Origin of the sequence: Streptomyces sp. NPDC058864 (assembly GCF_042742985.1) — a bacterium.
GTDB lineage: Bacteria > Actinomycetota > Actinomycetes > Streptomycetales > Streptomycetaceae > Actinacidiphila.
Map to the genome: position 1 here is coordinate 69,400 of NZ_JBHYMQ010000021.1, position 24,711 is coordinate 94,110.

The following is a 24,711-nucleotide window of genomic DNA, read 5'->3' on the forward strand; positions in this document are numbered from 1 at the left end:
CGGTGGGCACTCACCGGTTGCTGAAGATGTTGCCCTGGTTCATGCCGTGCGCGCCCTGCTGGCCGAATCCGTACTGCGCGGCGACGCCCCCGCCGAGCTGGGCGTTCTGCGGCGGCATCAGCTCGCTGGGCTGCACCAGGACGTAGCCCTGGCCGAGGAAGTTGAGCTCCCAGCCCTCGCCGGTGTTGCCGCGCCGCCGCCAGACGCCCGAGGAACTGGTCTGCGCCTGCATCTGCACCCGCAGCGAGGACGACCAGGCGACGACCGCGTCGGAGTCGGCGGAGACGTACTTGTCCGGCGTGACCGGCATGAGCAGCGGCTTGCCCGAGGTCATCAGCGCGACCTTGCCGTGCCCGGAGATGTTGAGGTTGTAGGCGCCGCTGCCGGAGACGCCGAACTGGCTGTCGACGGAGATGACCTCCCAGTGCAGCCCGGAGTCGAGCGCCAGCACATAGGCGCCGTCCACCGTCAGGCCCTCCTGGTCCACGTCGACGACGTGGATGTGCTGGGCGAGGTTGGCCAGGAAGACCGTGCCCTGCCCGGAGCAGCGCATCAGGTCCAGGCCCTCACCGGTACGGTGGCGGGCGGAGCGCTGGGCGTGGCTCTGGTACTCGCCGTCGAACTCGATCAGGCCCTGGTACGCGACCATGGCGCCCTTGCGGGCCAGGCAGTCGGTGCGGTCGTCGAGTTTGACCCGCAGCAGGTACGGGTTCTGGAGTGCGTACTGGTCCTCGGTCTGGACCTCGGTGTAGCCGAAAAGCGGGCTCTGCATGATGTCTCGCTCCCCCTCAGCCCCGGACTCGGAGGCGGTCGGTGCTGTCCTCACTGGGCTGAACGACGACGAAGCCCTGACCGGAGAAGCCGATCTGGAAGGCCTCGCCGCTGCCGCGCCCGATGAGGGCGGACGCCTTGAAGCTGCGCTTCGCCTTCGTCTTCAGCCCGCTCGACCAGGCCACCAGCGCGTCCGGGTCGACGTAGGTCTCGTCCTCGCCGCGGCCGCAGTCGACCACGACCGGGGTGCCGCGCGAGGTGACGGCCACCCAGCCGGTCCCCGAGATCCCGACGTTGAACAGACCCTGGCCGGCGAACTTGGCCAGGCCCTTCACCCGCTCCACGCCCCACTGGAGGTGGGCGTCGAAGGCGAGCAGATTGCTGCCGTTGACCGACAGCGCCTCGTTGTTGAGGTAGACGCAGACGACGTCGGCACCGTAGTCCGCGAGGTACAGCAGTCCGTCCCCCGAGCACTTCATGATCGGTGCGCCCTCGCCGGTGAGCCACTGCGAGGCCATCTGGCGGACGGCGGGCGGGTTGGGCTCGTACTGGACGAAGCCCTCGTAGGCGACCATCGAACCGGTGCGCGCGTACAGGTCCTGGCCGCTCTGCATGGCCACCTTCAGCATGCTGCTGCCGTGGTTCTCCATGCGGGCGGTGACCGGTGCCGGGGCGTACCCGGAGATCAGTGACTGGTCCATGACGGGCTCCCCCTCAGACCTCGTACGGCTGGACGATGATGAAGTTGCCCGGAGCGCCCCGGAACTGCAGGTTCACGGTCTCCCCGCTGTGTCCCGGATAGGCGTTCCTGCGCAGCCGCACCTGGCTGGAGAGCACCACCTGCGAGGCCGCCGACCAGGCGACGATCGCGTTGCTGTCGGCGTAGGTCGTCGGGGTGACCGGCAGCACCACCGGGGTGCCGTGGGTCTTGACCACCACCGTGCCCGTGCCCTGGAACTGCATGGTGAACAGGGCACCACCGGGGATGCCGTGGCCCTCGATACGGCGGACCTCGTGCTGCAGCGACTCGTCGAAGGCGAGCACGTTCTCGGCGGAGACGCAGATGGCGTCGCCCTGGAGCTCGATGGGGTGCAGGTACGACGCGTCCTCGGCGAAGAAGACCTGGCCGCGGCCGGTGCAGCGCATCAGCTGCATTTCCTGACCGGTCATGTTGCCGACGATGCGGCCGGTGAACCCGGCTCCCTTGTAGCCGAATTCGACCTTGCCCTGGTACAGCACCATGCTGCCCTGACGGGCGAGCACGGGCTGACCGCCGGCCTGGGCGAGGTCGGCGCGCATCAGCTTCGGGTTCTGCTGGGTCCAGCGCTGGCCGGTGGGCAGCTCGCGGTACTTCTGCATGGCGGCCGCCAGGCCGGCGCCCGGGGTCTGCGGAACCTGGCCGGCGTGCGGGGCCTGCGGCGGCTGGCCGAAGGCGGGCTGGCCGGGCATGCCCTGACCGGGCATCGGCGGACCGGGGACGGGCTGGCCGTACGGCGCCTGGCCCGGCGCGGGCTGGCCGTACGGGGGCTGACCGAAGGGCGGCTGACCCGGCATCTGGCCGGGGACCTGGCCCGGGGGCGCCTGCGGCGGCGGAACCTGGCCGAACGGCGGCTGGCCGGGGGGCGCCTGCGGCGGGGCCTGGGGCGGCGGCGTGGTCATCGGCGCCACCATGGTGGGGGCCGCGTGCACGGGCGCCGGGGCCGGTGCCGGAGCGGGCGGAGCGCCGAAGGCGGGTGCGGGCTGCGGCGGGGCGGGCGGCGCGGAGGCCGCCGGAGGCGCGAAGCCGGGCGCGGGGCCCGCCGGGGGCGCGAAGCCCGGTGCCGCGGCGGGCTGCTGGGGCGCGGCCTGCTGCTCCTCGGCGACCTCGCCGCCGAAGTTCTTCAGCAGGGCGTCCAGCCCGCCGTCGAAGCCCTGGCCGACGGCGGCGAAGCGCCAGACGTCCTTGAGGTAGAAGTCGGCGAGCATGACCGCCCGCTCGGTGCTGAACTCGGCACCCGTGAAGGCGTAGCGGGCGACCTCCTCGCCCCCGGCGACGATCCTGACGTAGCCCGGACCGATCTGCGACATCTGCCCGGCGCCGTCGATCGTCGCGGTGAAGCTCAGCTTCTGGATCTGCGCGGGGATCCGGTCCAGCGTCACCCGGAAGGACTCGGTGTCCCCTGCCTGCGCCCCCAGCTGCTGGATCGCCTCCTCGGGCGACTTGGGCTGGTTGTAGAAGATGAAGTAGCGGTCGTCGGAGAGCTGTTCCCCGGCGTCGAGCCCGAAGCAGCTGATGTCGAAGCCGAGACCGGGCCCGCTGATCTGCACGCCGATGTACAGATCCGTCCCTGCGGTCAGGTCACTGATCTTGGCCTTGTGGCCGCGCTGGAATTCCCTGGCCATCGCTAAGGACCGTCCCCCCATCCGTACGTACGTACTTGTTGCGTTGCGCCAGGCTAACCGCTGGCCGTGACAGGGGCTATTCCCCCGTTATTCCTCGCGTGCCGTGGGCGGGTGCGGCAACCGGGCCGCGGCGACGACGCCCTCCAGGTACCCGCGCGCGCGTTCGGTGCGCGGGTAGGACTCCAGCAGCTTCCAGAAGTCCGGCCCGTGGCCGGGCACCAGGAGGTGGGCGAGTTCGTGGAGGAGGACGTAGTCGACGACGTACTCGGGCATGCCCTGGAGCCGGTGGGACAGGCGGATGCTGCCCTCGGCCGGTGTGCACGAGCCCCAGCGGGAGTTCTGGTTGGTGACCCAGCGCACGGTCCGCGGTATCGCACGGCCGCCGAGGTACTGCTCGGACAGCTGAGCGGCGCGGGCGGCCAGCTCGTCGTCGCCGAGCCGGCGGCGGCTCTCCTGGGCGGCGAGCTTGTCGAGCATGACCGTCACCCAGCGCTTCTCCTCGGCGGCGGACATCCGGGCGGGGATGAGGACCACGGTGACGTCGCCCTCACGGTACGCCGAGACCGTCCGGCGTCGGCGGGCGCTTCGGCGTACTTCGACCGCGCTGGTCCGGAGGGCGCGCGGGGGCTGGCCGGAAAGGCTCTGGGCGGGGTCGGCGGACACGCCCCGACGTTACCCGCACCTGGTCCGGGAAGTCCCGCCCCCGGTCGCGCCCGGTGGAAAAGGAAGGCGGGAAGATGCCGAGTGCCGGTCATATCGAATGATCATTTGCTGCACCTGTGGATAACTTTCACGGTCGATCCGCGGATTACGGGCATGCTGGTCCGGTACGGAATCGGAACGGTCTCTCGATCGGGAACTCTGCCCACGGGGGTGGCGATGCGTCCCATGCTCAAGCCGGCGATGCGCCGCAGTTGGCGCAGCCGCGAAAGCCTGCAATTCGGCGTCGACCCGGCGCACGCGGTGGTCCTGGACCCGGTGGACGGCGCGGCCGCCGCCTTCCTCGACCTGCTCGACGGCACGCGCGGGCTCGGTCCGCTCGCCCGCGAGGCCGAGTCGCTGGGGCTGCGGCCCCCGCAGGCCCGGCGGCTGCTCGGGCTGCTGGCCGAGGGCGGTGTGCTCGACGACGCGACGGCGCACGCCGAGCTCTCCGAGACGATACGGCACCACTCTGCCGCGCTGGACCGGCTCCGCCCCGACCTCGCGGCCCTGTCGGTGGTGCACGCCGACCCCGGCGGTGCGGCGGACCGGATGGGCCGGCGGCGGGCCGCCCGCGTACGGGTGGCCGGGGCGGGCCGGGTCGGCGCGACGGTCGCGGCGGTCCTGTCCGCGGCGGGGGTCGGCCGGGTCGACGTGCGAGACAGCGGCCGGGTCGAGCCCTGGGACACCGCACCGGGCGGCATCCCGGCCGAGCACATCGGTGAGCGCCGGGACGCGGCGGCACGTGGTCTGGTGCGCAGGGCGGCGCCCGATCCGCGGGCGGCGGCGGTGGGCCGCCGCGGGCCGTCCGCGGCGCCGGAGCCCGGACTGTCGCTGGTGGTGGTCGCGCCGCGCGACGGCCTGGCCGCCTACGCCCCCGACGCGCAGGAGGCCGAGCCGCTGATGGCCGCCGGGATCCCCCATCTCTACGCGGGGGTGCTGGAAGGCCGGGGGGTGGTGGGCCCGCTGGTGATGCCGGGGAGCACGGGGTGCGCGGGATGCCTGGGGCTGCGGATGGCGGACGCCGACGCCGCCTGGCCGAGGGTGCTGGCGCAGCTGCGGTCCGGCCGGGGCGGGGTCCCCGCCTGCGACGTCGCGCTGGCCACCATGGTCGCCGGGCTCGCCGCGGCGCACGCCCTGGCCTTCGTCGACGGCGGGCGGCCGCCGAGCTGCGGCGGACGTGTCGAGATGGGCCTCGCCCGGCTGACGACGGAGGTACGGCCGGTGCCGGGCGACCGCAGGTGCGGGTGCGGTGCGGACACCGCGGGTGCCGGGGTGACCAACGACGCCGGAGGTTTGTGACACCGCCGGTGCCATGGTCCGGGAGGGGCGGGGGACAATGACGACGTGACCGATCGGAAAGAGGGGGCGCATGTCTGATCTTCCGCGCAAAGCGGTGACCCGTACCGCCAAGTTGGCGGCGCTCCCACTGGGATTCGCCGGGCGGGCGACGCTGGGGCTGGGCAAGCGGCTCGGCGGGCGCCCCGCGGAAGAGGTCGCCACCGAGCTGCAGGAGCGGACGGCCGAACAGCTCTTCAAGGTCCTCGGCGAGCTGAAGGGTGGTGCCATGAAGTTCGGGCAGGCCCTGTCGGTCTTCGAGGCGGCCCTGCCGGAGGAGGTCGCGGGCCCCTACCGGGCCGCCCTCACCAAGCTGCAGGACGCGGCACCGCCGATGCCCGCCCGCACCGTGCACGCCGTACTGGCCGAGCGCCTCGGCGAGGACTGGCGCGAGTACTTCACCGAGTTCGAGGACCAGCCGGCGGCAGCCGCCTCGATCGGGCAGGTGCACCGGGCCGTGTGGCACGACGGCCGCAAGGTCGCGGTGAAGGTCCAGTACCCCGGCGCGGGGGACGCCTTGCTGTCCGACCTCAACCAACTCGGCCGGGTGGCACGGCTGTTCGGGCCGCTCATCCCGGGCATGGACATCAAGCCGCTGATCTCCGAGCTGCGCGACCGGGTCTCGGAGGAGCTGGACTACGAGCTGGAGGCCCAGGCCCAGCACGCCCACGCGGTCGAGTTCGCCGACGACCCGGACGTGGTGGTGCCGGACGTGGTGCACCGCACGGACCAGGTGCTGGTCACGGAGTGGATGGACGGGGTGCCGCTGGCGGAGGTGATCTCGGGGGGCACGGCGGAGATGCGCGACCGCGCGGGTCAGCTGCTGGCGCACTTCCTCTTCGCCGGCCCGGCCCGCACCGGTCTGCTGCACGCCGATCCGCACCCGGGGAACTTCCGGCTGCTGGTCGACGACGGCCCGGCGCAGGGCTGGCGGCTGGGCGTGCTGGACTTCGGCACGGTGGACCGTCTCCCGGAGGGCCTGCCGCTGCCGATAGGGACGGCGCTGCGCCTGGCACTGGCCGACGACGCGGATTCGGTGCACTCGATGCTCAGTCAGGAGGGCTTCGTCAAGCCGACGATCGCACTCGACCCCGACGCCGTGCTGGACTACCTGCGGCCGATCATCGAACCGGCGGCGGTGGACGAGTTCACCTTCGCGCGCGGCTGGATGCGCGCGCAGGCGGCGCGGATCGCCGACCCGCGCTCACCGGCGCACCAGCTGGGCAAGCAGCTCAACCTGCCGCCCTCGTACCTGCTCATCCACCGGGTGACGCTCAGCACCATCGGGGTGCTGTGCCAGCTGGCGGCCACGGTCAGGCTGCGGGACGAGCTGCTCGAGTGGCTGCCCGGCTTCTCCGGGGAGGACCTTGCCCCGCTGCCCGAGACCGAGGACGCCTCGGCCTAGGGCGGCCGGGCCGGCCCTACCACCAGGAGGAGTCCAGCCGGCCCTCGATGCTGCGGATGTTGGTGCGGGCGCAGTCGTCGCAGAAGTACACGCGGCTGCCGTTCTCGACGGAGCAGGTCCAGGTGAGGGGGAGTCCCTCGGCGACGGCCCCGCACCGGGCGCATGTCGTCGTCGTGGGAGCAGTCCCGACCCGTTCGAATTGAGTCTTCTGGTCCACTTCGTGACGATATCGCGGGGCCGGTCGTTTTCGACCGGCCCCGCGGTTGTGTGTCGTTGCCGATGTGTGAGCGCTACTGCATCACGGCCATCGCCAGCGCCCGGCGGGCGCGGAGCGAGGCGCGCTCGGCGCGGCGCTGCAGGCGGCGGGCGTTGAGCACGCGGAGGGCCATCCGTTCGTGCTCGGCCTCGTAGAGGCGCTCTTGCATATGGGCACGGGCCAGGGCTTCTGGCATGAGTTGCATTTCGAGGTTCCTGTTCTGACGCTCAGCGGGAGCGTCGGAGGGCGGGGCGGGGCGTTCGGTGGCGGACGGGCTCATCGGGGCCTGCTTCTTGGGGTCGTGCGTGAGGGGACGGTCGATCGTTCCGACGGCTGGGCGCTTCATGCCACAACCGCGTTCTTGCGCGGACGGCCACGGGGCCGCTTGCGCGGCACCACGACGCCCTGGACGAAGAGCTCGCCACCCCAGACACCCCAGGGCTCACGGCGGTCCTTCGCACCGGCGAGGCAGGCCTCGCGGACGGGGCAGGTCTGGCACAGCGACTTGGCGTACTCGACGTCGGCCGGGGACTCGGCGAAGAAGACCTCCGGGTCGAAGGTCCGGCACGGGACGGGGACGCCGAGGCGGTCGATCTCGTCGTCGAGCTCGGTGAGGGGCAGCAAGGGGACCTCCGGGTCAGGGTCAGGCGGAGCGGCGCGGAGCGCCTCGTCACCGGCGCGGTGGTGGGTGACGGGCGGGCGTACGGGGGCGGGTACGGACGGTGCGTGCGGGCTGAGATGCACGATCGCTTCGTTCCTCATCTGTTTGTCGGGGGGTGGGGAAAACAGAAGGGCCGCGGATCCCGGTCTGGGATTCCGCGGCCCTGAAGGCGCCGACCTGATCGTCGATCAGGCTGGATCACTCCAGGGTTCGAGCCCGCGGAAGGCCCACTTCGGGTGCTGCTGCTTCTGGATTCCGGCACCATTGGTCGCCGCAAAGGCATAGGCCTGAGCCTCAGCCATCACTGCCACCGCCGGCGCCTGCGTCGGTCGCTCGCCGCCGCGCTCCCGGATGGAGAGAACGGTGGTGGGCAGACCGCCGGACAGGCGGCTGGACAGACCGGTGCCAAGGAGCGAGGCATCGAGGGAGCAGGCGGCGGCGACCGGACGATCGGTCATTTTCGTCATGTAGCTGGTCACTGGACTCGCCTCCTCTCGGCGTCTCGTCGGGCTGGTCTGACAGGTGGTGCTGGGTCAGTACATCACGGATTCCACCGCTCCGGGAAGGTCCTTCACAGAGCCGCGTCGTTCGCGCTCACGCAGGCTATGGGGATTTCCTCGGGGCGCGCAAACTATTTTCCGGGCTCTTCTTCAGCAGCTTCCCCAACGGCTTCGTCACCGGCCTCGCCACCGGGCTCGCGCCCCGTGCACAGGGCGAGCACGTCGGCGCCGAACTTGTCCAGTTTGCGGGCCCCGACCCCGGAGATGACGGACAATTCACCCTCGCTGGTGGGCCGCACCTCGGCGATCGCCAGCAGCGTCTTGTCGGTGAAGACGCAGTAGGCCGGCTGGCCCAGTGCCTTCGCCTGCTCCACCCGCCACTCGCGCAGCCGCTCGTACAGCGCCTCGTCCATGTCGGAGGGGCAGTCCTCACAGCGCATCAGCTTGATCTCGCCCGCGTCGGACAGGGTGCGGCCGCACACCCGGCACTGCACCGGCCCGCGCCGCTTCCTGCCGCCCGAGCCGCGCTCCACGCCGCCCGTGGCGGCCGAACGGCCGCCCGTCCTGCCCCGGGCCGCCGAACCCGGCCGCAGCCCGTCCAGGAAGCGCGAGGGCCGCCTGCCGCCGCGGCCGCCCGGGGAGCGGGACAGCGCCCACGACAGGGCGAGGTGGAACCGGGCGCGGGTGACGCCGACGTAGAGCAGCCGGCGCTCCTCCTCGACCTGCTCGTCGGTCTTGGCGTAGGTGATCGGCATCGTGCCCTCGGTCAGGCCGACCAGGAACACCGCGTCCCACTCCAGGCCCTTGGCGGCGTGCAGCGAGGCCAGGGTGACGCCCTCGACGGTCGGGGCGTGCTGGGCGCCGGCGCGCTCGTCGAGCTCGGCGACGAAGTCCGCGAGCGTGGCCTCCGGACGGGCCCGGGAGAAGTCCTCGGCCAGCCGCACCAGGGCGGCCAGCGACTCCCAGCGGTCGCGGACCGCGCCCGATCCGGCCGGGGGCTCGGTGGACCAGCCGCGGGTGCTGAGCACCGCCCGCACGTGGGCGGGCAGGTCCGCGTCGTCCAGTCCCGGGTCGGAGCCGCCGCCCGCCCGCGCGGCACCGCGCAGCAGCATCCCGGCCTCGCGGACCTCGGGACGCTCGAAGAAGCGCTCGGCGCCGCGCAGCTGGTACGGGACGCCGGCGTCGGCGAGCGCCTGCTCGTAGACCTCGGACTGGGCGTTCACCCGGTACAGCACGGCGATCTCGCTGGGCCGCACGCCGTCGTCGATCAGCTCGCGGATCCGCCGGGCGGTGCCCTCGGCCTCGGCGGGCTCGTCCGCGTACTCGGTGTAGACCGGTTCGGGGCCGGCCTCGCGCTGCGAGACCAGCTCCAGGCGGTGCTGGGCGGCCTGGCCCCTGGCCTGGGACAGCAGCCCGTTGGCCAGGTGCACCACCTGGGGGGTGGAGCGGTAGTCGCGGACCAGCTTCACCACCGTGGCCTGCGGGTGCCGGCTGCGGAACCCGAGCAGGAACTCCGGGGTGGCGCCGGTGAAGGAGTAGATGGTCTGCGAGGCGTCACCGACGACGCAGACGCTGTCCCGGCCGCCGAGCCACAGGTCCAGCAGACGCTGCTGCAGCGGGCTGACGTCCTGGTACTCGTCGACGACGAAGTGCTGGTACTGGGAGCGGACGGCGTCGGCGACGTCCGGCCGGTCCTCCAGGACGCCGACGGTGAGCAGCAGCACGTCCTCGAAGTCGATGACCCCTCGGTCGCGCTTGAGCTGCTCGTACGTCGTGTAGACCCGGGCGATCTCGGCGGGGTCGCGCGGCACGTCCCGCGCGGCCTTGGCGGCGGCCGCCGGATAGTCCTCGGGAGCGGTCTGGGTGACCTTGGCCCACTCGACCTCGGCCGTGACGTCGCGCAGCTCGTTGCGGTCCAGCCGGATGCGGGAGCGGGCCCCGGCCTCCGCGACGAGCTGGATCTTGCGCTCGAGCAGCCGCGGCATCTCGCCGCCGACGGCCCGCGGCCAGAAGTACTGGAGCTGGCGCAGCGCAGCGGAGTGGAAGGTGCGCGCCTGCACACCGCCCGCGCCGAGCTGCCGCAGCCGCCCGCGCATCTCCCCGGCCGCACGGGCGGTGAAGGTGACCGCGAGCACACTGGCCGGCTGCAGTATCCCGGCCCGCACCCCGTACGCGATCCGGTGGGTGATCGCGCGCGTCTTGCCCGTGCCGGCTCCCGCCAGCACGCACACCGGGCCGTGCAGGGCGGTGGCGACCGCGCGCTGCTCGGGGTCGAGCCCGGCGAGCACGGCGTCCGCCGAGTCCGGGACGGCGGGGAAGTCCGGGAAGAGCGGGGTGTGGGTTGGTGCAGTCACCCCGCCATGCTGCCAGGTCCCGGGAGAAGGCCGGGAAAGTTATCCACAGCTGAGGTGAGATGGTCGTACCGCGAACGATTGCAAGGAATGCCGCGGCGAGGGGTTAGCGTTCTCGGGATCGACGTCATCCCCAGCCTTGAAGGAGCGAACACCGATGTCCGGCACTGTGACGATGTACAGCACCACGTGGTGCGGATACTGCCGCCGCCTGAAGGGTCAGCTGGACCGTGAGGGCATCGCCTACACGGAGGTCAACATCGAGCACGACCCGGACTCGGCGAAGTTCGTCGAGAGCGTCAACGGCGGCAACCAGCTCGTCCCGACGCTCCTGGTGTCCCCCAAGAGCGGCGCCGAGGCCGTCGCGCTGAGCAACCCCAGCCTGGCCCAGGTCAAGCAGGCCCTCGCGGGCTGAGGACGATCCGGCCCGGCCGCGCTGCAGGCACGGCCGGGCCGGACGGGCGCCGTCGCCCGTCCTCAGCGGCGGGTCGGCAGCGGCATCCCGTACCAACGCTCGATCAGCCGCGCCGCGATGGAGATCCCGTACGGCGGCAGCACCTCGCCGGTCTCCATCGCCTTGCGGTACTCCTCGCGGGAGAACCAGCGCGCCTCGTGCAGTTCCTCGCCGTCCACGGTGATCTCCGCGGACGTGGCGCGCGCCATGAAGCCCAGCATCAGGCTGGAGGGGAACGGCCAGGGCTGGCTCGAGACGTACGACACCTCGCCGACGGCGACCCCGGCCTCCTCGGCGACCTCGCGCACCACGGCCTGCTCGATGGACTCCCCCGGCTCGACGAAGCCCGCGAGCGTCGAGAAGCGCCCCTCCGGCCAGTGCGCCTGGCGGCCCAGCAGCGCCCGGTCCTCCTTGTCGGTCACCAGCATGATCACCGCGGGGTCGGTGCGCGGGTAGTGCTCCGCGCCGCAGGCCGGGCAGCGGCGGATGTGGCCCGCGGCCGCCACCACGGTGCGCTCGCCGCAGCGCGAGCAGAAGCGGTGCATGCGCTGCCAGTTCTCCAGCGCGACCGCGTGCACCATGAGCCCCGCGTCGCGGTCCGACAGCAGGGCGCCGACCTCCCGGAGCCCGGCCGGGCGGGCCGCCTCGTCCAGGCGTCCCGGCAGCGAGTCCTTCTGCAGCGCGAAGTAGCGCACCCCCTCCTCGTCGACGCCGAGGAAGTAGCGGTGCACCTCGCTCTCGGGCGCCTCGAAGCTCGGCATCATGACCAGCTCGGTGCGGCCGTCCGGGGTGTCCTCGACCAGGACCTGCCCCCCGGAGACCACGAACACCCTCGTCGTCGGGTGGCTCCAGGCGGCCGCCAGCCACGCCTCGTCGAGCCGGTGCTCGGAGGCGCGGTCCACGCCCGACGGGCGGGCGAGGGGCGGCGGGAAGGCGGTCGGGTCGAAGGTGGTGCCGGTTCCGGACGTATCGGACAAGATTGCTGTCAACTCCCCGTAGCTCGCGGATGGATGCGGATGCTCACAGAGTCCTGAACTCGCTCCAGAGGTACGCGGACGTCTCCGCGCCCTTGAGCAGAAGGTCGAGTTCCACCTTCTCGTTCACCGAGTGCCAACCGTCGGACGGCACGGAAATTCCCAGGAACAGGACGGGGACATCGAGCACGTCCTGCAGGTCGGCCGCCGGGCCCGAGCCCCCCTCGCGGGTGAACAGGACCTCCTTGCCGAAGGCCCGGCCCATCGCCCGGGTCACCGCGCGCAGCGCGGGGTGGTCCAGCGGGGTCAGGCAGGGGCGGGTGGCTCCCCAGAAGGTGATCTCGTGCCGGATGCCGGCCGGGACGCGGGCGGCGACCCAGTCGGTGACCAGCCGCTGCACCCGGTCGGTGTCCTGCCCGGCCACCAGCCGGAAGGACAGCTTCAGCTGTGCCGAGGACGGCACGATCGTCTTGCCGCCGGGGCCCTGGTAACCGCCGCCGATGCCGTTCACCTCGGCGGTCGGCCGGGCCCAGACCCGCTCCAGGGTGGAGTAGCCGGCCTCGCCGCTCGTCGCGTGCGACCTGGCGGTGCGCAGCCAGCGCTCCTCGTCGAAGGGCAGCCGCGCGAACAGCTCGCGCTCGTGGTCGGAGAGCTCGACGACGCCGTCGTAGAAGCCGGGGACCGCCACGCGGCCGTCCGCGTCGTGCAGCGCCGCGGCGAGCCGGGCCGCCTCGGTCGCCGGGTTGGGGACGGCGCCGCCGAAGGAACCGGAGTGGATGTCCTGGTCGGGGCCGTACAGATCGATCTGGCAGTCGGCCAGGCCGCGCATGCCGGTGCAGACGGTGGGGGTGTCCTCGTCCCACATGCCGGTGTCCGAGACGATCACGGTGTCGCAGGCCAGCCGCCCGGCGTGGGCGCGCACGAGGTCGGTGAAGTGCGGGGAGCCGGACTCCTCCTCGCCCTCGATCAGCAGCTTCAGGTTCACCGCGGGAGCGGTGCGGCCGGTGGCGGCCAGGTGGGCGCGGACGCCGAGTGTGTGGAAGAACACCTGCCCCTTGTCGTCGGCCGCGCCCCGTCCGTACATCCGGCCGGCGTGGATCCGCGGCTCGAAGGGGTCGCCGTCCCAGCCGTCCCCGAGGGCGGCGGGCTGCACGTCGTGGTGGCCGTAGACCAGCACCGTCGGCGCGTCCGCGGTGTCGGAGGGCCACTCGGCGAAGACCGCGGGGGCACCCGGGGTCTCCCACACCTCGGCCACCGGGAAGCCGGTCTCCTTCAGCTTCGCCGCCAGCCACTCCGCGCTGCGCCGTACGTCGGCGGCACGCTCCGGATCGGCCGAGACCGAGGGGATGCGCAGCCACTCGGCGAGGTCGCCGAGGAAGGCCTCGCGATGGGCTTCGACGTACGTGCGGACGACGCTGTCCGGGGTGGTGCTCATGGCATTGAGCCTATCGGGCGACGCCGGAACCCCCGGCGTCGGCACCGGGCGCGGCCCCCGGCCCGGGGTCCGGCTCGCCCAGCAGAAGGCGTTCCAGCGCGGCACGGCCGGGCAGCGGCCCCGGCCGGCTCAGCTCCCCGGTTCGGACGTGCAGAAAAGCAGCCCTGACCTGTGACAACGGCACTCCGCGCTGCTCGGCCCAGGCGAGCCGGTAGACGGCGAGCTGCAGCGGGTCGGCGGTGCCGGACCGCCCGGTCTTCCAGTCGACGATCTCGTAGCCGTCACCCTCCCGGTACACCGCGTCGATCCGGCCGCGGATCACCCTTCCGGCGAGGCCGATCTGGAACGGCGCCTCGACGCGGTAGGGGGTGCGCTCGGCGTACGGGGTCCGCAGGAAGGCCTCCTTGAGCGCGGCGAGGTCGCGTTCGTCGGCGATCTCGTCGTCTCCCTCGATGCCGGGCAGCTCCTCCGGGGTGATCAGCGGCAGCTCCTCGAAGCGGGACTCCACCCAGGCGTGGAAGCGGGTGCCGCGCCGGGCCGCGGGCTGCGGCGGGCGGGGCATCGGGCGGGCCAGCTCGCGGGCGAAGCCGTCGGGGTCGGCGGCCAGCCGCAGCAGCGCGGAGGCGCTGAGCGTGGTGGGCAGCGGGACGTCGCGGACGGCCGCGCGGGAGCGGAGCAGCTCCTCCGTGAGGGCGTCGAGGTCCCGGTCCCAGGACGCGACGGCGCGGGCCTCCTCGGGGAGCAGCGGCCCGTCCGCGCCCCGGTACCCGGGCGCGGACGGGCCGGGCTGCCCGGGGATGACGGGCCGGTCCGCGGGCCCGTCCTCGCCGTAGGGACCTTCGTACGGCTCGCCGTACCCGCCGTGGGCGTCGTCCCCGTAGGCGTCCTCGTACGGGTCGCCGTACGCGCCGTCGTCGTATTCGTCGTACGGCGGCGGCTCCTCCTCGTCCTCGGGGGGCGGCGGCCAGTCGGGGTCGGCCGGGCCGGCCGCCGGGGGCGCGACCGGGGCGAGCAGATGGGCCAGCACGTTGCGCGCCGCCTCGCGGCGGCGGGCCAGGGCGGCCTCGTCCAGGGGCAGCGGCCACGGCGTCTCGCCCGTACGGGTGAGGGCCGGGTTGCCGGCGTCGGGCGCGGGCTCCTCGGCCCAGTGCTCGACCTCGCCGTGACCGGCCTCGCAGTGCGCGCGCAGGGCCTCCAGGAAGGCGGACGGGCCGAAGGGCCGCTTCTGGCTGGGCCCCCACCAGTGGCCGGAGCCGAGCAGCAGGGAGCGCGGCCGGGTGAAGGTGACGTAGCCGAGCCGGAGCTCCTCGACCCGGTTGTGCTCGGCCATGGCCGCCTTGAAGGCGGCCAGGCCCGCCCGGGACCACTCCTCCACGTCGGGGAGGGTGGCGGTGTCACCGCGCAGCGCGTGCGGCAGCACCTTGGCGTTGAAGTGCCACAGCTCGCGGCCCCGCTCGCTCGGGAACCCCTTGCGGACCAGCCCGGGGACGGCGACGACGTCCCACTCCAGGCCCTTGGACTTGTGCGCCGTGAGCACCTTCACCGTGTTCTCGCCGCCGGGCAGCGAGCTGTCCAGGCCCTTCTCGTACTGCGCCGCGGTGCGCAGGAAGCCGAGGAAGGCCAGCAGCGTGGCCTCGCCGTCCAGGGAGGCGAAGCCGGCCGCGATGTCCAGGAAGGCGTGCAGGGTCTCCCGGCGGCGGGCGGCCAGCGCGTGCGGGGACGCGGAGAGCTCGACCTCCAGACCGGTGACGGCGAGCACCCGGTGCAGGACGTCCATCAGCGGGTCGGCGAGGGAGCGGCGCAGCTCGCGTATCTCGGTGGCCAGGCGCGCGAAGCGCACCCGCGCCTCGGCCGAGAACGGCAGGCGGTCCGCGGGCTCGCCGTCGACGAAGGTCTCCAGGGCGTCGGCGAGCGAGATCACCTCGGCCGGGTCGACGCCCGCCACCGCCGCGGCCAGCCGGTCCGCGGTGTCGCCGCGGCCCGGCACCAGCAACCGCGCCCGCCGTCCGAGCAGCGCCAGGTCGCGCGGCCCGATCCGCCAGCGCGGCCCGGTGAGCAGCCGGACGAGGGCGGCGTTGGCCGTCGGGTCCTGCAGCACGTCGCAGACGGCGACGAGGTCGGCGACCTCGGGCAGGTGCAGCAGCCCGGACAGGCCGACCACCTCGACCGGCACGTCGCGGGCCACCAGCGCCGCGTGGATGTCGGCGAAGTGCCCGGCGGCCCGGCAGAGCACGGCGATCTCGCCGGGCGCGGTGCCCGTGCGGACCAGGTGCGCGATGGAGTCGGCGATCCAGGCGATCTCCTCCTCCTGGGTGGGCAGCAGCGCGCAGCGCACGACGCCGTCCCGTTCGGCGCCGGGCGCGGGCCGCAGGGCCTCGACGCCCTCGTGGCGCTCGCGCAGCTCGGCGGCGAGGTCGTTGGCGAGGTCGAGCAGCCGGCCGCCGCTGCGCCGGTTCTCCGACAGGGACTGGCGCCGGGCGGGCGTCCCGTCGGCGTGCGCGAAGTGCAGCGGGAAGTCGTCGAGGTTGGCCACCGAGGCGCCGCGCCAGCCGTAGATGGCCTGGCAGGGGTCTCCCACCGCGGTCACCGGATGGCCCGTGCCGTCGCCGAACAGGGCGGAGAGCAGCAGGCCCTGGGCGACGGAGGTGTCCTGGTACTCGTCGAGCAGCACCACGGCGTACTGCTCGCGCAGGATGCGGCCGACCTCGGGGCGGGTACGGGCCAGGGTCGCCGACAGGGCGATCTGGTCGCCGAAGTCGAGCAGGTCGCGCTGCTTCTTCTCGGCGCGGTACGCGGCGGCGAGCCCGGTCAGGTCGATGCGGGCGCGCGCGGTGTCGGGGAGCCTGCGCAGGTCCGCGTTGGTGAGCCGGACGCCGTCGAGGGCGGAGAGCCACTCCCGGTCGTGGGCGAGCAGCCGCTCGGGCGGCACCAGGTGCTCCGCCAGCTCGCCCTCCAGCGCCAGCAGATCGCTGACCAGGGTCGGGATGCCCTTGGTGAGCGCCGGGAAGGGACCGGGCGCGGCCCGCAGGACGCGTGCCGCCAGCTGGTAGCGCGTCGCGTCGGCGAGCAGCCGTGCGGTCGGCTCCAGCCCGATGCGCAGCCCGTGCTCCTTCAGCAGCTGTCCGGCGAAGGCGTGGTACGTGGAGATCTGCGGCTCGCCCGGCGCGTGGTCGGGGTCCGCCGGATCCGGGTCGGTGACCCCGGCCCGGACCAGCGCCTTGCGCACGCGCTCCGAGAGCTCCCCGGCGGCCTTGTTGGTGAACGTCAGGCCCAGCACCTGCTCGGGCGCGACCTGCCCGGTGCCGACCAGCCACACCACGCGGGCCGCCATGACCGTCGTCTTCCCCGACCCGGCGCCGGCCACGATCACCTGCGGGGCGAGCGGCGCCGTGATGCACGCCAGCTGCTCCGGGGTGAACGGGATGCCCAGCAGCTCCTTGAGCTGCTCGGGACCGGTGATGAGGGCGGACACGAAGGGGAGGTTATCGGGCACCACCGACACCGGGCGCCCCCGCCCGGTCCGCCTGCTGTCACCCGTACGGGCGCATTCCGCCCTACCGATGTAGAACATCGCGTTCTACGTTGAAAGCATGGAGCGCATCCCGGTACGCGAGCTGAACCAGAACACCAGTGCCGTGCTCGCGCGCGTCCAGCAGGGCGAAACCCTGGAGGTGACCGTGAGCGGAACCCCGGTTGCCCGTCTCGTGCCCGTCTCGGGCAGTCAGTCCGTACTGGACCGGATGGTCGCCGAGGGACGCGCCACCCCGCCCGCGTCCTCAGGGCCGGTCCCGGTACCGCCCGTGCTCGGCGACCCGGAGGTCGACACGGCGGCCGCACTCGCCGCCATGCGCGAGGAGGAGCGCTGGTGATCTACCTGGACTCGGCGGCGATCGTGAAGATGGTCCGCCGGGAGCAGGGCACACGGGAGCTGATCGCCTGGCTGAACGACCGCCCTGACGAGCCTCTGGTGTCGTCGTCGCTCGTCGAGGTGGAGGTGCCACGTGCCCTGCGCCGATCGGCCCCGCAGGCACTCGCCGGCGTCCCCGGTGTGATCACCCGGCTCTACCGGTTCGAGATCGACGCGACCGTCCGCGCCACGGCCTCCGCGTACGGCGATCCGCTGCTCCGCTCACCCGACTCGATCCACCTGGCGACGGCGCAGCTCCTGGCCGGCCAGGCGGGCGCGGATCCGCTCGTGTTCGTCACGTACGACCGGCGCCTGCTGAAGGCCGCACAGGACCTCGGGCTGCGTGCCGAGGCTCCGGGCGGCTGAGAGGCCCGCCTCACTCCACCACGTGCCGTCCCTCCGGGCGGGCGCTGCAGGAGGCGCGGAAGGCGCAGTTCTCGCAGTGCTGGCCGGCTGAGGGGGTGAAGCGCTCGTCGAGTACGCGGGCGGCCGCGTCGGCGAGCAGCGAGTCGGCCCAGTCGCCGCTCAGCGCCTCCTGGTGCTGGACGGTGGGCTGGGTGTCGCCGCCGTCTCGGCGGGCGGCGCCGATGCGCAGCTGGACGAGCTCGGCACCGCCGGGGGCGGGCCGGGTGCCGTGGAAGAGCTCGTCGACGGCGCCCTCCCGGACGGCCAGCTGGTAGACGGCGAGCTGCGGGTGGCCCTCGACCTCGGCGGCGGTGGGCTTGGCCTTGCCGGTCTTGAAGTCGACGACGTAGGCGTTGCCGTCCTCGTCGGTCTCGACGCGGTCCATGCTGCCGCGGATGCGGACGGCCACGTCCCCGGTCTCCAGGGTGACGTCGAAGCCGTGCTCGGAGGCGACGGCCTGGCGGCCGCGCTCCATGACGTGCCAGCGCAGGAAGCGCTCCAGGGCGGCGCGGGCGTTCTCCTTCTCCTGCTGGGACTTCCAGGGCGCGTCGAAGGCCAGCGCGTTCCACACCGAGTCCAGCCGCTCCATGAGCACGTCCAGGTCGGCCGGGGTACTGCCGGAGGCGACCTCGTCGGCGAGGACGTGCAGGACGTTGCCGAAGCCCTGGGCCGCCGTGGAGGGCGGCTCGGCCTTCACCTCGCGGCCGAGGAACCACTGCAGGGCGCAGGTGTTGGCCAGCTGGTCCAGCGCGCTGCCGGAGAGGGTGACCGGCTGGTCGCGGTCGCGCAGCGGTACCTCGGAACGGGTCTGCTCGTACAGGCCCCACCAGCGTTCCGGATGGGCGGCGGGCACCAGCGGCTGGCCCGCGTCCTCCAGGCCCGCCAGCCGCGCCAGGCGGCGGGCGGCGGCCTCGCGCAGGGCCGGGGAGGCCGCCGGGTCGACGGTCGTGGCGCGCAGTTCGGCGACGAGGGCCGCGACGGACAGCGGGCGGCGCGCCCGGTGGGTGACGTCGGCGGGCTCCACGCCGAGTTCGGTGAGGAAGCGGGAGGGCTGGTCGCCGTCGTCGGCGGCGGCCTTCACGGCGGTCACGACGAGCCGCTCGCGGGCCCGGGTGGCCGCGACGTAGAACAGCCGGCGCTCCTCGGCGAGCAGCGCGCCCGGGGTGAGCGGCTCCGCGAGGCCGTCACGTCCGATGCGGTCGGCCTCCAGCAGCGAGCCGCGGCGCCGCAGGTCGGGCCAGAGCCCCTCCTGGACGCCGGCGACGACCACGAGCCCCCACTCGAGGCCCTTGGAGCGGTGCGCGGTCATCAGCCGTACGGCGTCGGGGCGGACGGCGCGGCGGGTCAGCACGTCGGCGGCGATGTCCTGGGCGGACAGCTCCTCCAGGAAGTTCAGCGCGCCGCGGCCGCCGGTGCGCTCCTCGGCCCGGGCGGCGGTGTCGAAGAGCACGCACACCGCGTCCAGGTCCCGGTCGGCGTTGCGTCCGGCCGCGCCGCCGCGTACCGCGGCCCGCTCCAGCCGCCCCGGCCAGGGGGTGCCGTCCCACAGCTCCCACAGCGCCTCCTCGGCGGTGCCGCCGCCGGCCAGCAGCTCGCGTCCCTTGCGCAGCAGCCCGCCGAGCCGCTGGGCGCCGCGCGCGTACGAGGGATCGTGCGCCACCAGGCGCTCGGGCTCCGCCAGCGCCTCGGCGATCAGCTCGTCCGACGGCCGCGGTACGGCCGTCCCGGCGGCCCGCTCCTCCTCGCGCAGGGCGCGGCCCAGGCGGCGCAGGTCGGCGGTGTCCATGCCCCCGAGCGGGGAGCCGAGCAGGGTGAGGGCGTCCTCGACGCGCAGGCCCGGCTCCGGGGCATCGGGCAGGGCGGCGTGGGCGCAGACCCGCAGGGCGAGCAGGAGCGGGGCGACGGCGGGCTCGTCGCGCAGCGGGAGGTCGTCGCCGTCGATGTCGACGGGCACCCCGGCGGAGGTCAGGGCCCGCCGCAGCACGGGCAGCGAGCGGGAGCCGGCGCGGACCAGGACGGCCATGTCGGACCAGGGGACGCCGTCCTCCAGGTGGGCGCGGCGCAGGACGTCGGCGATGCCGTCGAGTTCGGCGCCGGGCGTGGGGTAGGTCCGGACGGCGACCGAGCCCCCGTCGCGGACCGGCGTGAGCTCGCGGTGGGCGCGGACGGCGGCGGCCGGGAGCCGGGTCAGCGGCATCCGCCGGGCGAGCAGCCGGGTCGCGGCCAGCAGGCCGGCGCCGGAGCGGCGGGACGTGGTGAGGACGCGGACGCCGGCGGGGCGGCCGTCGGCGTGCCGGAAGGCCTCGGGGAACCCGAGGATGCCGTTCACGTCGGCGCCGCGGAAGGCGTAGATGGACTGGTCGGGGTCGCCGAAGGCCACCAGGTGGCGGCCGCCGCCGGCGAGCGCCTGGAGCAGCCGCACCTGCGCCGGGTCGGTGTCCTGGTACTCGTCGACGTAGACGGCCTCGTAGGCCCCGGCGAGGTGGCGGGCCGCCTCGGGGCGTCCGGCCAGCAGCACCGCGCGGTGCACCAGTTCGGCGTAGTCGATGACGCCCTGGAGGTCGAGGACGTCCAGGTACTCGGCGAGGAAACCGGCCGCCGCCGACCAGTCGGGGCGGCCGGTGCGCCCGGCGAAGACGGCCAGGGCGCGCGGGCCGAGGCCCAGCTCTCGGGTGCGGGCGAGCACGGCCCGCACCTCGTCGGCGAAGCCGCGGGTCGTCAGCGCCGCGCGCAGCTCGTCCGGCCAGCGCACCCGGGTCCGCCCCCGCCGTTCCAGTTCGGCCTCGCCCGCCAGGAGCTCGCGCACCGCCAGGTCCTGCTCGGGGCCGGACAGCAGCCGCAGCGGGTCGGCGAACAGCTCGGGGTCCTGGTGGGCGCGGATCAGGGCGTAGCAGAAGGAGTGGAAGGTGGTGGCCTGCGGCGCGGCCGCGCCGCCCATCCGGGTGGCCATGCGGTCCCGCAGTTCCCCCGCGGCCTTGCGGCTGAAGGTGAGGACGAGGATCCGTTCCGGGTCGGTGCCGCGCCGCACGCGCTCGGCGACGGCCTCGACCAGGGTGGTGGTCTTCCCGGTCCCCGGTCCGGCGAGGACGAGGAGCGGACCGCCGGAGTGCTCAACCACCGCGCGCTGTGCGGCGTCCAGTTCAGGGGGCGTCACCGGTTCCGGAGCGGTCCGTAGCAGCCGGTAGCCGCCGGAAGGCCCGACCGTCCCCCCGGATCGCCGCGCGGCGGCGTCCGTCTGGCGTGTGGAGGAGGAGGTCACGTGGTTCGCCGGTTCCGTGTGCGTGCGGGTGCGTGTGCGGCGGCCTGTGCCGCCGGTGGCCGGGGGAGGCCGGGTGCCGACGGTACGCCACCGGTCACCGGGGCCGCCGCGCGTCCCGTGCTTCCCGTACGGATGCGGGAGCGGGCGGGCGCGGGGCGCCGTACTCCGTCCGGACGGCCGATGGCATCAACCGGTCCCGGATGGCGGAAGCTGGATGGTGTGAGCGTCCGGTCGTCAGTCGTCCCCGCCGGGGGCGGGCACGGGGTCCGTGCCGTCCCAGCGGGCCTCGCGCATGTCCAGACGGGGTATGTGGCCCTTCGCCGCCCGCGGGGCCGGGCGCAGCGGGGTGCCCTCCGCGCGGTAGTGCTCCAGGGCGCGCAGCTCGTGGCCCGGCAGCAGCCCGCCGTCCGCGCGCACCACGCGCCACCACGGCACGGCCCCGCCGTACAGCGCCATGACGTGGCCCACCTGCCGGGGGCCGCCCTCCCCCAGCCACTCGGCGACGTCGCCGTACGTCATGACCCGTCCGGGCGGGATTCGCTCGGCGACGTCCAGCACGCGCTCCGCGTACGCGGGCAGCTCCGGGACGCCGTCCGGAACGTCGTCCGGGTCGTGCGCGGTGTCCTTGCTCATCCGTCACATGGTGCCCCACGGCACCGACAGTCGCGGGCGGCGGGAGCGCGCGCGGGGGCGCCCGGTACGGCGAATTGCCCCCTCCTGCGCCCATGCGCGGGCCGCTCGTGCCACCATCATCCGGGCGGTGACTGGTGATACGAGATCAAAAAGAGACAGCCGGAGAGCACGACGTGAGCGGGAACGGAGCCGCTCGCGCGGTCCCCGCTGCCTCCGAGGGCCCCGGGGACGGCGTCCCGGCCGGAGGTTCGTCCCCCGTGCCGCAGGCCCCGCGGGCGCCCGGTGACGCGGACGAGGCGGCCCGCGTCCCACCGTCCACGAGTGCCGCGGCGGCCCCCGGCGACGACGCCGTGACCGCGGCGGACGAAGGGCCCGCCGGTGTGACGCCGGCCACGGCCCCGCCCGCGCGGGCCGCCGCGCCCTCCGGGCCGGACGACGGTCCGCAAGCCCCCGGGGCGACCGGCGCGGACCGCTCCGACCGGGACGGCGCGCCCGCTCCGGCGGAGGAACCGGCCCCGTCCGCACCGCGGTCGGCCGATGCCACCGCGGAACCTGGCACCACAGCGGGGCCCGGCGCGCCGGAAGAGGACGCCGGGGACGAGGCCGGCGCGGCGAAGCCGCCCCACGGTGGGCACGACGCGGACGAGGGCGCGCGGGCCGACGGCACCTCCCCGCACACCGACCCGGTGGCGCGGGACGAACCGCTGCTGCCCGCGCGGGTGCACCGGCCCGTCGACCTCATGCGCCTCCTCTTCGGGCTGCTCGGCATCGCGATCGTGCTGATGATCGCGGGCTTCGCGCACGCGACGACCTCCGGGGTGGAGCAGGACATCGCCGAGGGCGCGACGCACGCCCCCGAGCCGCTGATCACGATCGCCGGCCTGCTGGCGACCGTGGCGGTGCTGATCGTGCCCGTGGCGTTCGCCGTGGAGCGGCTGATCAAGCGGGACGGGCTGCGCATCGCGGACGGTGTGCTGGCCGCGGTCCTCGCGCACGGGGTGTCGCTCGCGACCGACCTGTGGGTGTCGGACGCGGCGCCGGTGGCGATCCGGGACGCGCTGACCCGCGACGCGCCCGGCGGCGGGATCACCGACCCCGTCCACGGCTACCTGGCCCCGGTGATCGCCTACATGACGGCGGTCGGCATGGCCCGCCGCCCGCGCTGGCGGGTGGCGCTGTGGTTCGTGCTGGTCGTGGACTCCTTCGCGGTGCTGGTGGGCGGCTACACCACACCGTTCTCGATCATCGTGACCGTGCTCATCGGCTGGACGGTGGCCTACGGCACGCTCTACGGGGTCGGCTCCCCGAACGTCCGCCCGACCGGCCAGAACCTGCTGGCGGGCCTGCGCCGGGTGGGCTTCGCCCCGCTGACGGCGGTCCGCGCGGAGGACGAGTTCCCCGACGGGCCCGACTCCGACCGGGGCCGCCGCTACCTGGTCACCCTGGAGGACGGCCCGCTGCTGGACGTGACGGTGGTGGACCGCGAACAGCAGGCGCACGGCTTCTTCTACCGCATGTGGCGCCGGCTCCAGCTGCGCGGGATCACCCAGCGGCGGAGCCTGCAGTCGCTGCGCCAGGCGCTGGAGCAGGAGGCGCTGCTGGCCTACGCGGCCATCGCCGCCGGCGCCCACGCCCCGCGGCTGATCGCCACCTCCGAGCTGGGCCCGGACGCCGTGATGCTGGTCTACGAGCACATGGGCGGGCGCTCGCTGGACGCGCTGCCGGACGAGGAGATCACCGACGAGGTGCTGCACGGCGCCTGGGAGCAGGTGCGGGCGCTGCAGTCACGGCGGATCGCGCACCGCAGGCTGGTCGGCGAGGCCCTGAAGATGGATCGTTCCGGCAAGGTCTTCCTCACCGACCTGCGCGGCGGGGAGATCGCCGCCGGCGACATCGTGCTGCGCATGGACGTGGCGCAGCTGCTCACCACCCTGGCGCTGCGCGTCGGCCCGGAGCGGTCGGTGGCCTCGGCCGTCGCCGTGCTGGGCCCGGACGCCGTCGCCGACTCCCTGCCGCTGCTGCAGCCGATCGCGCTGAGCCGCACCACCCGGGCCACGCTGAAACAGCTCGCCAGGGAGCGGGCGCAGCGCGAACGCGAGGCGGTGCTGGCCGCGTCCCGGGCCCGGCGGGCGGACGGGGAGGCCGGTGAGACCGGCACCAAGGACGCGGGCAAGGAGACCAAGGCGGAGCGGCGGGCCGAGAAGAAGGCGATCGAGGACGCGCTGGAGGGAGTCCGCGAGGAGGACCTGCTCACCCGGATCCGTCACCAGGTGCTGCTCATCCGCCCGCAGGCCCCGGTGGAGCCGGTACGGCTGGAACGGGTGCGGCCGCGCACGCTGATCAGCATCATCGCGGGCGCCTTCGCCGCGTACTTCCTGCTCTCCCAGATCAGCAGCATCGACCCGGCGACGCTGCTCGGCGAGGCGAACTGGATCTGGGTCATCGTGGCCGTGCTGGCCTCCGCGCTCAGCTACGTCGCGGCGGCGATGGCGCTGTCCGGCTTCGTGCCGGAGAAGCTGTCCTTCCTCCGCACCACGCTGGCGCAGATCGCCGGCTCCTTCGTGAAGCTGGTGGCCCCCGCCGCCATCGGCGGTGTGGCGCTCAACACGCGCTACCTGCAGAAGTCGGGCGTGCGCCCGGGCCTCGCGGTGGCGAGCGTGGGGGCCTCGCAGCTGGTCGGCCTCGGCTCGCACATCAGCCTGCTGCTGGTGTTCGGCTACATCACCGGCACCGAGAAGACGCCCTCGCTGTCGCCGTCCCGGACGGTGATGGCGGGGCTGCTGACGGCCGGCGTGCTCTTCCTGGTCGTCACCGCCGTCCCGCCGCTGCGGCGCTTCGTCTCCAGCCGGGTGCGGGCGCTGTTCGCCGGAGTGGTGCCGCGCATGCTGGACGTGCTGCAGCAGCCGATGAAGCTCACCACGGGCATCGGCGGCACGCTGCTGCTGACCCTCGCCTTCGTGCTGTGCCTGGACGCCAGCATCCGCACCTTCCACGGCGAGGTGAACTTCGCGGCGATCGCGGTGGTCTTCCTCGCGGGCAACGCCCTGGGCTCCGCGGCCCCGACGCCGGGCGGCCTGGGCGCGGTCGAGGGCGCGCTGATCGCCGGTCTGACCACCATCGGCCACCTGGACTCGGCGACGGCCACCTCCTCGGTGCTGCTGTTCCGGGTGCTGACCTTCTGGCTGCCGGTGCTGCCCGGCTGGCTGGCGTTCACCCAGCTCACCAGGCGCCAGGCACTCTGACGCGGGCCCACTGACAGGAGATGTCAGTGGGCCGCCCGT

20 protein-coding genes are annotated in these 24,711 nt (G+C 74.0%); 6 read left to right on the forward strand and 14 right to left on the reverse strand.

All coding sequences use genetic code 11. The annotated features are described in order from the left end of the window. Nucleotides 1-10: 10 nt before the first annotated feature. The 4 genes from ACFW3D_RS18560 to ACFW3D_RS18575 form a co-directional block, all read right to left on the reverse strand. The gene (locus tag ACFW3D_RS18560) at nucleotides 11-772 is read right to left on the reverse strand and encodes an AIM24 family protein (protein WP_500505227.1); all 762 of its coding nucleotides are present in this window, start codon (nucleotides 770-772) and stop codon (nucleotides 11-13) included. Between the two features lie 16 nt (nucleotides 773-788). Further along, nucleotides 789-1,472, reverse strand: coding sequence for an AIM24 family protein (locus tag ACFW3D_RS18565; RefSeq protein WP_499606907.1), 684 nt, complete (start codon nucleotides 1,470-1,472; stop codon nucleotides 789-791). A 13-nt stretch (nucleotides 1,473-1,485) separates the two neighbouring features. Continuing rightward, complete coding sequence (locus ACFW3D_RS18570; protein WP_500505229.1) at nucleotides 1,486-3,153, reverse strand: TerD family protein; 1,668 nt, start codon at nucleotides 3,151-3,153, stop codon at nucleotides 1,486-1,488. 87 nt (nucleotides 3,154-3,240) lie between these two features. Beyond that, nucleotides 3,241-3,816: a M48 metallopeptidase family protein gene (locus ACFW3D_RS18575; protein WP_500505230.1), complete on the reverse strand. Its 576-nt coding sequence runs from the start codon at nucleotides 3,814-3,816 to the stop codon at nucleotides 3,241-3,243. Nucleotides 3,817-4,032: 216 nt separating this feature from the next. On the opposite strand from ACFW3D_RS18575, the gene ACFW3D_RS18580 reads away from it, so the two are divergent. Both ACFW3D_RS18580 and ACFW3D_RS18585 read left to right on the forward strand, forming a co-directional pair. Continuing rightward, nucleotides 4,033-5,154, forward strand: coding sequence for a TOMM precursor leader peptide-binding protein (locus ACFW3D_RS18580; RefSeq protein ID WP_500505231.1), 1,122 nt, complete (start codon nucleotides 4,033-4,035; stop codon nucleotides 5,152-5,154). Nucleotides 5,155-5,224: 70 nt separating this feature from the next. Next, on the forward strand, nucleotides 5,225-6,595 hold the full coding sequence (locus tag ACFW3D_RS18585) for an ABC1 kinase family protein (protein ID WP_500505232.1): 1,371 nt from the start codon (nucleotides 5,225-5,227) through the stop codon (nucleotides 6,593-6,595). A gap of 16 nt (nucleotides 6,596-6,611) precedes the next feature. On the opposite strand, the gene ACFW3D_RS18590 is transcribed toward ACFW3D_RS18585, so the two are convergent. From ACFW3D_RS18590 to ACFW3D_RS18610, 5 genes are all read right to left on the reverse strand, one after another. After that, entirely contained in the window at nucleotides 6,612-6,812 is a 201-nt protein-coding gene (locus ACFW3D_RS18590) for a hypothetical protein (RefSeq protein WP_326572546.1), read from the reverse strand. Between the two features lie 73 nt (nucleotides 6,813-6,885). After that, complete coding sequence (locus ACFW3D_RS18595) at nucleotides 6,886-7,197, reverse strand: putative WhiB-interacting protein (RefSeq protein WP_500505233.1); 312 nt, start codon at nucleotides 7,195-7,197, stop codon at nucleotides 6,886-6,888. Further along, nucleotides 7,194-7,595, reverse strand: coding sequence for a WhiB family transcriptional regulator (locus tag ACFW3D_RS18600; protein ID WP_500505234.1), 402 nt, complete (start codon nucleotides 7,593-7,595; stop codon nucleotides 7,194-7,196). Before ACFW3D_RS18600 ends, ACFW3D_RS18595 begins: the two co-directional genes overlap by 4 nt. A gap of 105 nt (nucleotides 7,596-7,700) precedes the next feature. Then, nucleotides 7,701-7,979, reverse strand: coding sequence for a hypothetical protein (locus ACFW3D_RS18605; RefSeq protein ID WP_500505274.1), 279 nt, complete (start codon nucleotides 7,977-7,979; stop codon nucleotides 7,701-7,703). Nucleotides 7,980-8,143: 164 nt separating this feature from the next. Beyond that, nucleotides 8,144-10,366 (reverse strand): ATP-dependent DNA helicase UvrD2, encoded by a 2,223-nt coding sequence (locus ACFW3D_RS18610; RefSeq protein WP_500505235.1) that lies wholly within the window; start codon nucleotides 10,364-10,366, stop codon nucleotides 8,144-8,146. Nucleotides 10,367-10,520: 154 nt separating this feature from the next. On the opposite strand from ACFW3D_RS18610, the gene ACFW3D_RS18615 reads away from it, so the two are divergent. Continuing rightward, nucleotides 10,521-10,778, forward strand: coding sequence for a mycoredoxin (locus tag ACFW3D_RS18615; protein WP_500505236.1), 258 nt, complete (start codon nucleotides 10,521-10,523; stop codon nucleotides 10,776-10,778). 62 nt (nucleotides 10,779-10,840) lie between these two features. On the opposite strand, the gene nudC is transcribed toward ACFW3D_RS18615, so the two are convergent. Genes nudC through ACFW3D_RS18630 form a run of 3 tightly spaced genes read right to left on the reverse strand, consistent with a single transcriptional unit; the run spans nucleotide 10,841 to nucleotide 16,698 of the window. Then, nucleotides 10,841-11,794, reverse strand: a complete 954-nt coding sequence (gene nudC / locus ACFW3D_RS18620; protein WP_500505237.1) for an NAD(+) diphosphatase — start codon at nucleotides 11,792-11,794, stop codon at nucleotides 10,841-10,843. Nucleotides 11,795-11,837: 43 nt separating this feature from the next. After that, a complete protein-coding gene (locus ACFW3D_RS18625) occupies nucleotides 11,838-13,226 on the reverse strand; it encodes a dipeptidase (protein WP_500505238.1) in 1,389 nt (462 codons plus the stop codon). A 10-nt stretch (nucleotides 13,227-13,236) separates the two neighbouring features. Then, nucleotides 13,237-16,698 carry an ATP-dependent helicase gene (locus tag ACFW3D_RS18630; RefSeq protein WP_500505239.1) on the reverse strand — a complete coding sequence of 1,154 codons (3,462 nt, stop codon included), beginning with the start codon at nucleotides 16,696-16,698 and terminating at the stop codon, nucleotides 13,237-13,239. Between the two features lie 118 nt (nucleotides 16,699-16,816). Here ACFW3D_RS18630 and ACFW3D_RS18635 point away from each other — a divergent pair, with 118 nt between their 5' ends. Both ACFW3D_RS18635 and ACFW3D_RS18640 read left to right on the forward strand, forming a co-directional pair. Next, the gene (locus ACFW3D_RS18635) at nucleotides 16,817-17,095 is read left to right on the forward strand and encodes a type II toxin-antitoxin system Phd/YefM family antitoxin (protein WP_500505240.1); all 279 of its coding nucleotides are present in this window, start codon (nucleotides 16,817-16,819) and stop codon (nucleotides 17,093-17,095) included. Continuing rightward, nucleotides 17,092-17,499, forward strand: a complete 408-nt coding sequence (locus tag ACFW3D_RS18640; protein ID WP_500505241.1) for a type II toxin-antitoxin system VapC family toxin — start codon at nucleotides 17,092-17,094, stop codon at nucleotides 17,497-17,499. Before ACFW3D_RS18635 ends, ACFW3D_RS18640 begins: the two co-directional genes overlap by 4 nt. A gap of 10 nt (nucleotides 17,500-17,509) precedes the next feature. Here ACFW3D_RS18640 and ACFW3D_RS18645 read toward each other — a convergent pair whose 3' ends face one another. Next, on the reverse strand, nucleotides 17,510-20,797 hold the full coding sequence (locus tag ACFW3D_RS18645; RefSeq protein ID WP_500505242.1) for an ATP-dependent helicase: 3,288 nt from the start codon (nucleotides 20,795-20,797) through the stop codon (nucleotides 17,510-17,512). A gap of 234 nt (nucleotides 20,798-21,031) precedes the next feature. Further along, the gene (locus ACFW3D_RS18650) at nucleotides 21,032-21,430 is read right to left on the reverse strand and encodes an MGMT family protein (protein WP_500505243.1); all 399 of its coding nucleotides are present in this window, start codon (nucleotides 21,428-21,430) and stop codon (nucleotides 21,032-21,034) included. Between the two features lie 380 nt (nucleotides 21,431-21,810). Between ACFW3D_RS18650 and ACFW3D_RS18655 the strand changes: the two genes are divergently transcribed. Further along, on the forward strand, nucleotides 21,811-24,672 hold the full coding sequence (locus tag ACFW3D_RS18655; RefSeq protein ID WP_500505275.1) for a lysylphosphatidylglycerol synthase transmembrane domain-containing protein: 2,862 nt from the start codon (nucleotides 21,811-21,813) through the stop codon (nucleotides 24,670-24,672). Nucleotides 24,673-24,711 lie beyond the last annotated feature (39 nt).

Excerpts from the sequence above, each read along its gene's own strand:
- ACFW3D_RS18560 (WP_500505227.1), bottom strand. The coding sequence starts at position 772 with ATGCAGAGCCCGCTTTTCGGCTACACCGAGGTCCAGACCGAGGACCAG.
- ACFW3D_RS18565 (WP_499606907.1), bottom strand. The coding sequence starts at position 1,472 with ATGGACCAGTCACTGATCTCCGGGTACGCCCCGGCACCGGTCACCGCC.
- ACFW3D_RS18570 (WP_500505229.1), bottom strand. The coding sequence starts at position 3,153 with ATGGCCAGGGAATTCCAGCGCGGCCACAAGGCCAAGATCAGTGACCTG.
- ACFW3D_RS18580 (WP_500505231.1), top strand. The coding sequence starts at position 4,033 with ATGCGTCCCATGCTCAAGCCGGCGATGCGCCGCAGTTGGCGCAGCCGC.
- ACFW3D_RS18585 (WP_500505232.1), top strand. The coding sequence starts at position 5,225 with ATGTCTGATCTTCCGCGCAAAGCGGTGACCCGTACCGCCAAGTTGGCG.
- ACFW3D_RS18595 (WP_500505233.1), bottom strand. The coding sequence starts at position 7,197 with ATGAAGCGCCCAGCCGTCGGAACGATCGACCGTCCCCTCACGCACGAC.
- ACFW3D_RS18605 (WP_500505274.1), bottom strand. The coding sequence starts at position 7,979 with ATGACGAAAATGACCGATCGTCCGGTCGCCGCCGCCTGCTCCCTCGAT.
- ACFW3D_RS18615 (WP_500505236.1), top strand. The coding sequence starts at position 10,521 with ATGTCCGGCACTGTGACGATGTACAGCACCACGTGGTGCGGATACTGC.
- ACFW3D_RS18625 (WP_500505238.1), bottom strand. The coding sequence starts at position 13,226 with ATGAGCACCACCCCGGACAGCGTCGTCCGCACGTACGTCGAAGCCCAT.
- ACFW3D_RS18635 (WP_500505240.1), top strand. The coding sequence starts at position 16,817 with ATGGAGCGCATCCCGGTACGCGAGCTGAACCAGAACACCAGTGCCGTG.
- ACFW3D_RS18650 (WP_500505243.1), bottom strand. The coding sequence starts at position 21,430 with ATGAGCAAGGACACCGCGCACGACCCGGACGACGTTCCGGACGGCGTC.